Source organism: Vibrio sp. 1978 (genome assembly GCF_033344345.1).
Genome location: NZ_JAWPOP010000027.1, coordinates 34,227 through 47,114 on the forward strand (window position 1 = coordinate 34,227; position 12,888 = coordinate 47,114).

The 12,888-nt window shown below is 45.3% G+C and carries 13 protein-coding genes; 5 read left to right on the plus strand and 8 right to left on the minus strand.

The window, feature by feature from the left end; genetic code table 11:
• The first annotated feature begins 46 nt into the window (after positions 1-46).
• On the plus strand, positions 47-1,714 hold the full coding sequence (locus R8N49_RS20395) for an ABC transporter substrate-binding protein (RefSeq protein WP_158155732.1): 1,668 nt from the start codon (positions 47-49) through the stop codon (positions 1,712-1,714).
• A gap of 75 nt (positions 1,715-1,789) precedes the next feature.
• Here the strand turns inward: R8N49_RS20395 and ompV are convergent, their stop codons facing one another.
• The 4 genes from ompV to R8N49_RS20415 form a co-directional block, all read right to left on the minus strand.
• Positions 1,790-2,566, minus strand: coding sequence for an outer membrane protein OmpV (gene ompV / locus R8N49_RS20400; RefSeq protein WP_158155734.1), 777 nt, complete (start codon positions 2,564-2,566; stop codon positions 1,790-1,792).
• A gap of 221 nt (positions 2,567-2,787) precedes the next feature.
• The gene (locus R8N49_RS20405) at positions 2,788-3,321 is read right to left on the minus strand and encodes a copper resistance protein NlpE (RefSeq protein ID WP_158155736.1); all 534 of its coding nucleotides are present in this window, start codon (positions 3,319-3,321) and stop codon (positions 2,788-2,790) included.
• 261 nt (positions 3,322-3,582) lie between these two features.
• Positions 3,583-4,812 (minus strand): quaternary amine ABC transporter ATP-binding protein, encoded by a 1,230-nt coding sequence (locus tag R8N49_RS20410; RefSeq protein WP_005387213.1) that lies wholly within the window; start codon positions 4,810-4,812, stop codon positions 3,583-3,585.
• A complete protein-coding gene (locus R8N49_RS20415; RefSeq protein WP_005373926.1) occupies positions 4,805-5,704 on the minus strand; it encodes an ABC transporter permease in 900 nt (299 codons plus the stop codon). The genes R8N49_RS20410 and R8N49_RS20415 overlap by 8 nt, the downstream gene beginning before the upstream one ends.
• Before the next feature lie 500 nt (positions 5,705-6,204).
• Here R8N49_RS20415 and R8N49_RS20420 point away from each other — a divergent pair, with 500 nt between their 5' ends.
• Genes R8N49_RS20420 through nqrM form a run of 3 tightly spaced genes read left to right on the plus strand, consistent with a single transcriptional unit; the run spans position 6,205 to position 7,209 of the window.
• The gene (locus R8N49_RS20420; RefSeq protein WP_005373924.1) at positions 6,205-6,495 is read left to right on the plus strand and encodes a DUF134 domain-containing protein; all 291 of its coding nucleotides are present in this window, start codon (positions 6,205-6,207) and stop codon (positions 6,493-6,495) included.
• Positions 6,492-6,998 (plus strand): NifB/NifX family molybdenum-iron cluster-binding protein, encoded by a 507-nt coding sequence (locus tag R8N49_RS20425; RefSeq protein WP_005373923.1) that lies wholly within the window; start codon positions 6,492-6,494, stop codon positions 6,996-6,998. The genes R8N49_RS20420 and R8N49_RS20425 overlap by 4 nt, the downstream gene beginning before the upstream one ends.
• Position 6,999: 1 nt before the next feature.
• A complete protein-coding gene (gene nqrM / locus R8N49_RS20430; protein WP_258489541.1) occupies positions 7,000-7,209 on the plus strand; it encodes a (Na+)-NQR maturation NqrM in 210 nt (69 codons plus the stop codon).
• On the opposite strand, the gene R8N49_RS20435 is transcribed toward nqrM, so the two are convergent.
• A complete protein-coding gene (locus R8N49_RS20435) occupies positions 7,187-7,999 on the minus strand; it encodes an aminoglycoside phosphotransferase family protein (RefSeq protein ID WP_258489540.1) in 813 nt (270 codons plus the stop codon). The genes nqrM and R8N49_RS20435 overlap by 23 nt on opposite strands.
• A 187-nt stretch (positions 8,000-8,186) precedes the next feature.
• Between R8N49_RS20435 and R8N49_RS20440 the strand changes: the two genes are divergently transcribed.
• Positions 8,187-8,381 carry a hypothetical protein gene (locus R8N49_RS20440; protein ID WP_005373920.1) on the plus strand — a complete coding sequence of 65 codons (195 nt, stop codon included), beginning with the start codon at positions 8,187-8,189 and terminating at the stop codon, positions 8,379-8,381.
• 75 nt (positions 8,382-8,456) lie between these two features.
• Here R8N49_RS20440 and fusA read toward each other — a convergent pair whose 3' ends face one another.
• The 3 genes from fusA to dgcN form a co-directional block, all read right to left on the minus strand.
• Positions 8,457-10,481 (minus strand): elongation factor G, encoded by a 2,025-nt coding sequence (fusA, locus tag R8N49_RS20445; protein WP_042523303.1) that lies wholly within the window; start codon positions 10,479-10,481, stop codon positions 8,457-8,459.
• Between the two features lie 294 nt (positions 10,482-10,775).
• On the minus strand, positions 10,776-11,768 hold the full coding sequence (dgcA, locus tag R8N49_RS20450; RefSeq protein WP_053307177.1) for an N-acetyl-D-Glu racemase DgcA: 993 nt from the start codon (positions 11,766-11,768) through the stop codon (positions 10,776-10,778).
• Positions 11,769-11,818: 50 nt separating this feature from the next.
• Positions 11,819-12,823: an N-acetyltransferase DgcN gene (gene dgcN, locus R8N49_RS20455; RefSeq protein ID WP_025767998.1), complete on the minus strand. Its 1,005-nt coding sequence runs from the start codon at positions 12,821-12,823 to the stop codon at positions 11,819-11,821.
• Positions 12,824-12,888: the final 65 nt, after the last annotated feature.

A 12,888-nucleotide genomic window follows, 5' to 3' on the forward strand; every position in this document is an offset into this window, starting at 1 on the left:
CGTCCTGTGCTATTTTTTTGCTTTGGAATAACTCTTAGGAATCTTTGTGAACGATGTCAATCTTAGGTATCTGGATCTACTGTTAAAGCACTTTGAACCTCACCAGTATCACCTTGTTACGCTTTCTGAGCTAGAAGCGGTGATTTGCACGTCGAGGCGCAATGTTTCTATTGTGATGAAAAAGCTTGCCACTTACGATTGGGTCGATTGGCAACCTGCGATTGGCCGAAGTAACGCTAGCCGTCTCAGTATTAATATTTCCCTCCAACAAGCGATGACCGAGTTTTTGGTTGAGGAGCTTGGCAGAGGAAGAATGAACTCAATAACGAAACTTATTGATTGGTTCGGTCAAACCGCGGTTAGAGCACTAACCATCGCTTCTGAAAAAGTGAATCGATTGAATGAATCAAATAACGCTATTTTGATTTCTTCTTACCCTTGGGTATCCAAAATCGACCCTGCGAATACTTACCGTCACACTGAATTACACGTCGCGAAAAGCGTTTATGACGTATTGCTGACCCAAAATTCCAATGGTGGTATCGAGCCATCGTTAGCACATGAATGGAAAATGGAAGGCAAGGTAATGACGTTATGGTTGCGGCCAGGCATATATCGCCATGATGGCGAGCCCCTTAACATACAGGATGTGGTTTGGAGTATAGAAAGACTCAGGGAGATAAAAGGACCAGTTCACGAGCTCTGGCAATGCATTGATAGCGTGGTTGCAGAAACATCTAACTGCTTAAAAATCATATTGAAGCATCCGAACAAGTTGTTTCCATACATGCTAGCAACTCCTCATGCGTCTATTCTGTGTCGAGATGTCGTCTCTTTCGGTTCTAGTTATTCCTACCACATAGGGACTGGGCCATTTAAAATCAGCGGCTGGAACCAGGAGAGTATGACTCTTGAAGCGCACAAAGAGTATTTTTCAGCACGCGCATTGTTAGATCAAATAACGCTGTCTCATGGTGATGTTAAAACCTTAAATATGTTGAGCTTTAACCAAAGCTCCGATCACGTTGAAGTGGAAAAAATTAGCGCATTTTCATATCTGACCTACCGCGAACGTGCGGAATCCCAACTCACAAAAGAAACTTGGTATCAACTCGCTGATTACATCCATGTGCAAAAGCGAATTTATGATGCGCCAAGTGCCGTTGACAGCATTCAGTTAGAGACTCACGAGCAAGATTTATCAATAACAGATGGTGTTGTGATACCTAAACTGAAAGGTAAAGTGGTATTAGCTGAACCTGTCTGGACGATACCGAGTTTAATTCGTCATTCCGAATGGTTGCACAGTGTGATTCGTGCAACGGGATTGGAGTTGGAGATCGTCGTTATTGATGACATTAGTTTTCCTGAGGTAGTGTCTCACCAAGCAGATTTGCTCTTCATTGAGGAAGTCATGGAAGCACCATTTGAATATGGCATCTTCGAATGGCTGTCGATAGCAACTGGACTGCGTTTTAGTTTTGATCAAAGCCAGATGTTAAGGCACAGAGAAAAGGTTCGCAGGGCGATGGCAGATGATCACTCGCTACAGTCTTTATTAAACCTAGAGAAAGCGCTGCGCGATCAGTACCTATATTTGCCTTTGTTTGTTGGCTACGAAGAAGTGACAAAAACACAGCAAGTGCGAGGTGTGCAGGTGAAGAATACAGGCTATAGCGATTTACATAGGTTATGGATTGCTCATTCACACTAGAGTCTGTGTTCAAGATTATGCAAATGTCCAACGCATAAAGCCATCGAAATGATGGCTTTATAAGGGCGTATCGGATTAGAAGTTGTACGACACACTTGCGCCAACAACCCATTGGTTTGCACTATCAACGATAGATGAGTCGCTGATACCGCTGCCTAGGCGCGTGTATTGTGTCATTTGGCTTACTTGCCAGTTGTCGTTGATTGGCATAACAAGTTTGTAGCCCACACCATAGCTTACCGTTGAATCACCTTTGTATGCTTTGCGGTTTGCGTTTGCTTCGCGTTGTTTTACACCAAAGTAGTAATCTACGTAGTCTTCACTTTGATAAGTTAGGTTAGCAAAAGGAACAAAATCAACACTACCGAATTTCATGATGTGGAAGTAAGTCGCGCCCGCTAAGTAACCTTTGTAAGCGCCACTGATATCGTGCTGAAGGTACGTAGAAATGACGTTGTTTTGATCCAGTGTAAAGTCTGCGTTTAAACCTAGATCGACGGCGAAGCGGCGTTTATCTGTGCCTTTCAGGCTTTTCGCTGTATCACCGTCGCGCATTACACCGCTACCTACAAGGTAGGTACTCATGTTGATTAACTCATTGGTGTTACCGAAGAAGCGGTAGTTAATGCCACTTAGGTCGGCATTAAAGTCGTCACCATGGTAACCACCGTTGAGAATTGGTGCTGTATTATGCTTTTGATCTTTGAAAAGATCGCTGCCTTGAGCCACACCAGCTTCTACGTTCCAACCGCCTTCGTTGTTGTAGATGTTACCGTTACGAATGTAAGTATCGCCAGCGAAAGCTGAGCCAGCAGCTGTCAGAGTAAGTAGTGCAATTAATGTTTTTTTCATCATTTTTCCGAGTTGTTCTGTTTTGTTTTGAACACTGTACAAAATAACGTTGTAAGCATCTATCGGCAAAGCGTATGGAAATGTAATGAACAATCAGGGTAAGAAGCAGAATGTTGCTTCAGAATAGAAAGGTTGCTGGAATAGCTTTCGTTAAAATAACGAAAAATCCGAGCTGGGGTGGCTCGGATTTGGGGTATTTATCAGGTATTGATACTAACTTCTTACTGTTTCGTTAAGTTGTATAGTGGTGCTAGGTCACCCGTTACTTTTTCGCCATTCATGTCTAGCTTCATAAGTACGTTTTCACCAACAAAGTATTGGTTTGGTGCATCTTCATTTGTCAACGTTACGATGCTGCCATTTGCGTCCCAAGTGAATTGACCTTCAGATTTTGATTGACCGTCTTCTTTGCCTTGGTAGCTTTCTTCAAGTACGTAAGTGCCATCTTGATTTAGTGTGATGGTCATATCGATACCAGCACAATCCGCGCAAGGTAGTGTTCCTTTGTAGGTGCCGTTCCAGTCCAGAGCACTTTGTGCGTTGTGTTCAGAGTCTACAAAAGTCTCTTCAGTAATTACTTGTTCTTCTTCTACTGGTAACGTGTCAATTGTCTCAGTCGTAACGTCTGCACTGGTGGTGACTTCAGTTTCCGTTGCCTGAGGTACTTCAACTGCGCTTGTTTCGGCAGGTTTCTCATCTTGACAGCCTGCAAGAATGATTACCGCGCCTGTTAGTGCCAACATTGTCTTTTTCATTTTATCCCTCTTTAAATCAAGATTTTGTATGAGAGTAATAGTAGACATTTATCGAGGATTTGCGTCATCAAAAAGCAATAGAATGATCTAACTATGTCAATAAAACCGGATATGAGCATGAAATTGTCAGGAAAATCAGAACAATGTAAATGTTGCTTTGGGTATCAAGCTTGAGCCCACAGATAAATATCTAAAAAGGGGAGTGGGAGTGAGTTAATTGATAACAGCCCACATTGTTGTGAGCTGTATTATCAACATCATCTAAGAAACGTTATTGAAGCTTGAGCGTGAAGTGCCTCGTTTTGTGCTTCGTTGATCAGAAAACAGCTCCGCAATAACCTGACGATTTAATTCGCCTTTCAAATGGCCGTGCTCATCGATGACGGGCAGTGAATGTTCACACGACATGACTTCAGTCAGCACTTGCTCAATGGCTAAATGTGGAGAGATGATAGGCACCTCTTCATAGATATCATCACGCCAATCTGATATATGAGTTAACTTCGCTGCGTTTAGCAATCCTTGCTGTGTTATCACGCCTTGATAGCCTGCATTGGTCTCATGGTAGGCATAATCACGTTTAACACGTTTCATTTCACTCAGCGCATCTTCAATGGTTTCAGCGCGAACACAGTATGAAGGTGGCTGCATCAGCGTTTCGACTGTCAGTGCTCGCGCTCTATTGACGTCTTTTACAAAGGCTTCAACGTACTCATCGGCAGGATGCAGTAAAATTTCGTCTGGTGAGCCTTGTTGGACAAGTTCACCGTCTTTAAGAATCGCGATGCGATCGCCAAGTCGAAGCGCTTCATCTAAATCATGAGTAATGAAAATAATGGTTTTGTGCAGCTTCTGTTGCAGCTCTACCAGCTGATCTTGCATTTCGCTCCGAATCAGAGGGTCCAATGCCGAGAAAGCCTCGTCCATCAACAGTATTTCGGCGTCGGTAGCCAGTGCCCGTGCAAGGCCCACACGCTGTTGCTGTCCACCCGATAGTTGAGCAGGATACTGGTGCTCATAACCCGTCAGTCCAACGGTTTCTAACCATTCATTTGCTTTTTCTAAGCGCGCCTCTTTATTCATTCCCTGAACTTCCAAACCATATGCGATGTTGTCGATAACAGTGCGATGAGGCAGCAAGCCAAAGCGTTGGAACACCATAGACATCTTGTGACGGCGAAACTGTTCAAGCTCTTTGTTAGAAAGTTGCATGACATCCACCCCTTCTACCAAGATCTGCCCCATGGTTGGATCGATTAATCGATTGAAGTGGCGAATCATGGTGGATTTTCCAGAACCGGATAATCCCATAATGACAAAAATTTCACCCTTTTGAATTTGCAGGTTGATGTCTTTTAGTCCGACCGTGTGGCCCGTTTCCGCTAAAACCTGCTCTTTACTATGTCCCAACTTAACGCGCTCAATCACGCTATTGGGTCTGGTACCGAAGATTTTATACAGACCGCTGATTTCGATAAGTGGACTAGTCATGTTTTGAGTCTCCTAAATGAGCTTGAGTGCGTTTCGCATACGCTTGTGAAGCACGATCAAAAAGGATTGCTAGGGCGACAATTGCTAAACCATTGAGAAGACCAAGAGTGAAATATTGATTGGTAATAGACTTTAGAACAGGCTGACCTAAACCTTTTACCCCAATCATTGATGCGATGACCACCATTGACAGTGCCATCATGATCGTTTGGTTAATTCCCGCCATGATGGTTGGCATTGCAAGCGGAAGCTGAACCCCAAAAAGCCGTTGCCGAGTGCTGGCACCAAATGCGGTTGCGGCTTCCAATACTTCTTTATCAACTAGACGAATGCCCAAATTGGTTAAACGAATAACCGGTGGAATCGCGTAGATCACTACTGCGATAAGGCCAGGAATTTTCCCGATGCCCAATAACATCACAACTGGAATGAGATACACAAATGCCGGCATGGTTTGCATGACGTCGAGTAATGGTGTTACCACCGACTGAATGCGATTAGAGCGCGCCATAGCGATGCCGATAGGGATACCAAGTGCGATGGCAAGCATAGTACATACAGTGATGATACTGAGCGTACGCATAGTGTCTTCCCACATTCCAAAATAGCCAATCAGAATCAGCGAACCAAAACATGCAGCGGCCAGTTTCCAAGAGCGGCTGGCGGCATAAACGAGAGTGGTGCAGACACCTAAAATAATGAACCAAGGTGTAGAAATCAGAAGTTTTTCAAACCAGACAAGAAACGCAAGGAGCGGATCAAACAGAGACTCAATGAGTTCACCATACTCGCGAGAGAAATCTCTGTAGGCGCCGTCGAGTGTTTTGCGAATCGCCCTGAGATCAGAGGCATCCATTTCCGGGAATTCGCTGAGCCAATTTGAGTCAGACATATGTACTTCCTTTTTCTGATATACCTAAGCGCTTTCAAGAAACTTAATTTGGCAAGAAGAGTAGGGCGCCTAGGCCAAGTAATGGTCGTTCGACAGGTTCTGTATCGAAAGTATTACCCTTTAAGCTCAGGCCGATGTCGTCAAACTTCTCTTTTTCGTTCCTTAGGTATACATCCTTTTAAATAAAACAATCATTAGTGTTCAAACTAATGATTTGCTTGGATTATAGTTTTTCTTCTTCAATAAAATGAACACATTAGCGTGTATTTGTATGAAAAATCTGCGCAAACTAACGTTTTTATTATCCGGTTAATTAGAATTGATCTTTTTGTTCGTTTGTCATCAAAATTCCTAAATTATTAGATGTCTAATTAATGCTGATGTATTACGTATTTGTCGTGTTGATTTTTGCAAACTTAGTTTATTGGCATATGCTAAAAATGTTATTGGCATATGCCAGTTTAAGGCGTAATTTGACTCTGTGTTTTTGAGGGACAATGATGGCAAGACCAAAGATAGAAAGACGAATATGCGGACGTGCGGCTCACCATTGCTTTAAGCCCAATGGCATTCCATTTAATCAGTTGGAGCAAGTCGCCATATTACCAGAAGAGTTAGAAGCGCTACGTTTAGCCGACTTAGAGGGGCTTAGCCAGCAGCAAGCTGCGGAGCAGATGGGCGTTTCTAGACAAACTTTTGGTAACACAGTAAAAAGTGCAAGATTGAAAGTCGCAAAAAGTTTAGTTGAAGGTCATGCATTAGTTTTTCCGAATGAGGAGTCAAACTTATGATTTATGCTATTCCTAATGATGGTGAGCGGGTGGCAAACCACTTTGTAAAAGCACCATACATTGCTATTTATTCTGATACTGACGGTATGCTAAAAAACTTAGCGAACATTGCTTCTATGCCACAAGCGGGTTGTAATGCGAAGTCTCAGTTGATTCAGTCTCTACAAGGGTACAACGTGGATGCTGTTCTTGTGCGAAATATCGGTGAACGTGTATTGGCAAAGCTACTTAGCAGTGGCACGCCAGTATTTAGGCTGTCTACTCGTAGTTCCTTGGAAGATGTGCTTGCGGTTCCAAGAGAGCCTTTGATTGAGCCCTCTCAAGGACGCCCATCAAACAATCATAAGAAAAGTGTTCACAAACAAAAAGGCGGCTGCGGCTCCTGTGGTTGTGGTGGCCAAAAATCAAAAACCTCCTTGTTGGCAAGACCTAAAGCGCTACTCAAAGCAACATCTAGCCCTGCTATACTTAAGCTAGAGTCGATGGCTAATAAGGCAGGTTAATATGGTTTGGTTATTTACCTTTCTTGGTTTTCTCGCAATCATTTTGTTGATGTCACTTGGTGTCATTTTTCATAACAAGCGTATTCAAGGAAGTTGCGGCGGTTTAAACAACGTCGGTGTTGATAAAGTATGCAACTGCGAAACCTCATGCGCAGAACCTGAAAGGCGTTTACATCAAATCTCAGAGCCTAACTCATCACCTGAGGACTAAGGCTTTTGGCCCATTGCGGCAAGGTTTGCCGAAACCAGTCCAAATACTTGCTGGTCTGCGGATTCTCTCTGGAGACCAGTATGTTGACTACCTCGACAACGATCCACGCTTTTGCTAGTCCGATATCGCGCGCCAATTCTGTTGTTTCACCTTTCTCTGCGCACTTTATATATTTGTCTGCTACGTTCAAGTAATCATCAAATGTGCCCATGCCCTCGATGAGCGGCGCTAAATCTATCGCGACATGCCCTGTAGAAAAGCGCTCCCAGTCGAACAGCACCAGCTCGCCATTTTGGCGCTGTCCCCAGTTTCCTGCATTGGTGTCTCCGGAGATCAAGTTCTGCCCATCGAAAAGGTGCGCCGATCGTTGTTGTAGCTGGTGGAAGAACTGTTCTGTCTCTGAGCCCAGTTTAAGTGTTGCGAGTGCTTGTTGAGTCGCTTGTGGTGTCCACTGGTGGCGGTGATAAACACCATCTGATGTTGGTGGAAGTCGGTGCAGTTTGACGAGTTGTTCAATGACTCGATCATCTTCAAGTAAGAATGCTTGCTCGACTGCGTGGGGAACGTATTCAATGTACAGAACGTTTTTCTGGTCGTCGAGTTGAATCAAGCGCGGTACGTGTATTCCAAGCGCGTTAAACTGCTCGGCATAGCGTTGATAAAACGCCACTTCTATTTGAGTAGGGTTACGTTTTTCTATTACTTGGACGCCATCTTTTTCGATGAGAAAAACTTTGGCACTGCCCATTTGGTTGAGTTCTTGTTGCGACACCGGACTTCCTGTCTTCATGTAGAGAGAGCTCACCTTAATCGCTGCACTCACGTTTTCCAATAGCCACGACAAAGTGCCTCAAAAATATTAAATGCAACTGTTTAAATATGATTTTGCTGTGAGTGTCTAAATTTTACACAGTCTCGCCTGTACTCCGATAAATTCGTTCTACGCTTACTATTCGTCTTAATAAAGGAGAACCAAAATGGCTGTAATGAAGCAGGATATTCCAAATCGTGTAACGGTTTACCATGACAATATCGATCAAGAACAAGAGCTGAAAAATGCGATGCTGCCAGAGAAACCGCGCTACTTTAACGGTGCTCCGACTTACAAAGCGAACAGCATCGAAGAGTTTGAAAGCAAAATCAGTCAGATAGGTTTGTCTCTCGATAAATAATTTTTCTTTTACCTAAAAGCGCCCTCAAAATGAGGGCGCTTTTTTGTTTATGTGATTGATTTGAATCGTAGGGAATTAACCTTGTTGTGCACTGCCTTGGCAGACCTGTTTTTGCACTGCTGGTGGCGCGGGCTCGTAATGGCTTAAAGTCATACTAAAACTGCCTTCACCACCCGTGATAGCTCGTAATCGACGAGCGTAATCTTGCAGCTCGTTTACTGGTGACTTGGCTCTGAGTAAGGTGAAGCTACTGTCGATTGGCTCGGTGCCTTCGATTAAGCCTCGGTTTCCAGATAAATCTCCAGAAACATCGCCAACGTTCGCGGTTGGGATGTGCAGTTCCATCTGGACAATGGGTTCTAGCACAATAGGATCTGCGTTGTTAATCGCATCTAAAAAGGCTTTCTTACCTGCGATGACAAACGCTATTTCTTTCGAATCGACGGAGTGATATTTACCGTCATAAACGGTGACTTCCACATCCTTAATTGGGTTGCCAGAAATCGCGCCTTCCTCTAACGCTTGCAAAATACCTTTTTCAACAGCAGGAATGAGCGCGGTTGGAATGGCGCCACCCACCACTTTGTTGATGAACTTAAATCCGGCACCACGTTCGAGTGGACGAACCTTCAATTGCACTTCACCAAATTGGCCTGCACCGCCACTTTGTTTTTTGTGTCGATAATGCCCTTCGGCAGGTTTGGTGATGGTTTCAAAGTATTCGACGCTTGGTTGGCAGGTTTCGACGTCCAGTTTGTACACGTTCGCCATCTTTTCTAATGCGACTTTGAGGTGAAACTCCCCTTGGCCGCTGATGATGGTTTCGTTGGTGCGAGCGCGATGTTCGATGCGCAGAGAAGGATCTTCACTGGCAATTTTATTCAGCACATCTCCTAATTTTTGCTCATCTCCACGCTTAAGAGGCTTCAAGCACAAAGAATACATGGGGTCAGGAAGATCCAACGTTTTGAGTTGAACACCATCTTCTTCGTGAGAGTCATGAACGATTGAATCGAATTCGAGATCATCCACTTTGGCTAAAACGCAGAAGTCGCCTGTAAGCGCGCGAGGGATCTCGGTTCTATCTTTGCCCTGCAGTTGATATAAGTGCCCAACCTTGAATGCCTTGTTGCTTTCGCCAATATAAAGCTGGCTGCCCGCATTGATTTCACCCTGATATACACGTAAGTAGGCAAGTTTTCCCATATATGGGTCGACGCTGACTTTGTACACGTGTGCGACGGTGTGCTCTAAGGTTTCGCAATTTACTTTGATTTTTTTGCCGTTCTTTTCCAGTTGAGGAGGGTTACCCTCGTTTGGCATGGGCATGATCTCCGCCAAGGTGCGTAGCAGCAGCTCGACGCCCGCACCGGTTTGTGCTGAGACAAAACAGACAGGAATCACATGTCCAGTTCTCAGTGCTTCTTCAAACGGATCATGCAGTTGCTCTGCGGTGAGTTCGGAGCCTTGTTCCAGATACAGTTCCATTAGTTCTTCATCGACTTCGATAACTTGGTCAATTAAGGTCTCATGAGCTTCATCTACCGTTGCAAGTAAGGTTTCTCGTCCCAATTCTGGTTCGAAATAGCAGTCAACTACAGATTCTCCGTCAGTCGAAGGTAAGTTGATCGGCAAGCAGTGGTCACCAAAATGCTCAACGATGTTCTCCATCAATCTCTCTAACTGATTACCGTGGTTATCGAGCTTATTGATGATGATCATCTGACATTTTTGCTGCTCTTTTGCAAAGGTGAATAGGCGATCGGAAGTTTGGTTTAGTGGTGTTTGAGGGTCGATGACAAGGGCGGATGTTTCAACGGCAGGAAAAACGCTGATAGTACGGCCAAGTAACTCGTTTTGTCCCGGAGTGTCGATGATATTGAGCCGGTGTTTATTCCAGCGCAGTGCGACTGGCGTTGCTTCAATACTGTGTTGATATTGGATGGATTGAGGGTCGAAGTCGGTAACAGTATCGCCTTTTTCTACGCTGCCTAAATGGTGGGTGGCATCGCAGGTGAAGAGCAGTTTTTCTATCAGTGTGGTTTTACCGGTCCCGGTTTGACCGACAAAAGCGATATTGCGTATTTTATTGATAGGCATAGAGCCTCCTTGCAAGATGGCGTGAAAAACCTACGAATTGCTAGGAAGTGGGTTGTTATAGAAACCCACGCACTGCATTGGAGTAGGGCGGGATTACCGCCTATTCGTTTTCCACGTCATTTTCCGGATGACTCGATGCATAAGATCACCTTCTTGGACTACTGGAATCTTAGCATGCCTCAATAACCATATAATTTATGTGACTTATTTCATGATGGGGCTGATTGTTTTTTTTATCGAGATCATAAACTCAGAGGTTCTGACTTTTGGAGTAAAACCTCTGGATTGTTTAGGCTATTTGGAAAGAACGATTTCGCCGTCGCGATAAACCAAGCTTGGCGTTACATCTTGTCCTAGTAACACCGGGCCATCAAGATCGACAACGCTCGCCTGAGCAGCAATGGGTAACGCGGCTCGCATCGCCAGCGACGTCCCCAACATACAACCGGACATGAGGCTAAAACCGAGTTTTTGGGCGTCGTCGGCTAATAATAGTGCTTCAGTGAGCCCGCCAGTTTTATCTAGCTTAATGTTCACCATCTCGTATTTGCCAAGCAGTTGATGCAATTGCTCTCTGGTGTGACAACTCTCATCGGCGCAAAGTGGAATGGGGTGTGGAATGCTGGCGAGTACGTCGTCGCAGTCTTGTGACAACGGTTGCTCGATCATGGTGATATTAAACGGTTCGAGTTGAGCAAATACCGTCGCGAGGTCGAGGTTTTGCCACGCTTCATTCGCATCTAAGACAATTTGTGCGTGCGGCGCGGCATCGCGTACTGCTGCAACGCGCTCAATCACGTTTTCACCATCCAGTTTTACCTTTAGCAGTTTTGCGCCTTGGCTAAGGTAAGCTTGTGCCTGTTTTGCCATCGCTTGCGGCGTGTCGATAGAAACCGTCATCGCCGTCACAATCGCCTCGGGTAACGTAAAGAGGTCGTGAACCTGCTGCTTTTGGCTCAAAAGCGCGTGAAGATGCCAAAGGGCGCAATCCAATGCATTTCTTGCCGCCCCTGCGGGTAATAACGATTGAAGCTGGCTTTTGAGAACCATGACATCAGCTTCGCCTTTGGCATACAAACTTTGCAGTTCATGCGCGGCGTGAGAAATCGCCTTAATCACCGATTCAACCGATTCACCATAACGAGGGTATGGCGTGCATTCACCTTGGGCGGTCATGCCTCGATGTTCAATTGTCACGCGGACTACGTGGCACTCTGTCCGACTGCCGCGAGAGATGCGAAATGGTGTCGCCATGGCAATCGTGACAGGTTCTACATGAATTTTCATCTCACTAGTTTTCCCTAAACCGCAGTTATTTTCTAAACCGTAAATGTTTCTTAAATCGTAAGGAGCCTATCTGCAACCGCATCAACGCCAAAACGTACAGGGTCGGTGACGGGCACTTGGTATTTGTCGCTCCAATCCTGGCATAACTGGGCTGCATCTTCTTCGCTGACCGCCGAAGTGTTCAAGCAAATACCCACTAATTGAGCGTTTGGATTTGTTAGGCGAGCAGCGGCCAGATTCGCTTCTATCGTTTGTTCAATGGTTGGCAAGCTCGCATGTGGTAAGTTGCGGATGTGCGGGCGACCAATCTCATGGCACAGTATCAGAGCGTCAGCTTGTGCGCCGTGAAGTAAGCCCAAACTTACGCCAGCAAACGAAGGGTTAAACAATGAACCTTGCCCTTCGATGATGTCCCAATCGTGATCGGTGAACTCAGGGCTGATCGCTTCTACTGCGCCGGAGATAAAATCGGCAACTACGGCATCAATCGAAATGCCACTGCCTGCGATGAGAATTCCGGTTTGACCCGTTGCTTTGAACTCTGCACGACAGTTTTTACGCTTCAATGCATACTCAATGGCAAGGGCAGAGTACATTTTGCCAACGGAGCAATCTGTTCCTACAGTAAGTACTCGCTTGCCTGCACGAGCTTTGCCATTGCCGACCTTGAGCGGGGCATCATAATGGCGAACATCATACAGTTTGGTTAATCCGCGTTGTTCTAGATCGGCAAGAGGAGAAAATTCCGCCAAACGTTGATGCATGCCCGATGCAATTTCAAATCCCATCTCTGCCGCTTCAAGTAAGGTTGCTTGCCAAGCTTCGGGAATGACGCCTCCTGGATTTGCCGTGCCGAGCACCAGCGTTTTTGCTCCTTGCTGCTGCGCTTGTTGTATTGTCATGTCGGTTAAACCAAGCGATACGGTTTCTGGCGTCAGGCGGATTTGGCCAAGGCAAATCTCAGGTCGCCATTGGTAAATGCCACGCGCGGTTTTTGCTGCAAGTGGATCGGTTACATCGCCAAGAAAAAGTAGGTAAGGTTGAGCAATTTGCATGATGGTTCCCTTCGTCATCGTTATTGCTCATTAATTTAGCCAGACTGATTTAGGAAACCGAATGC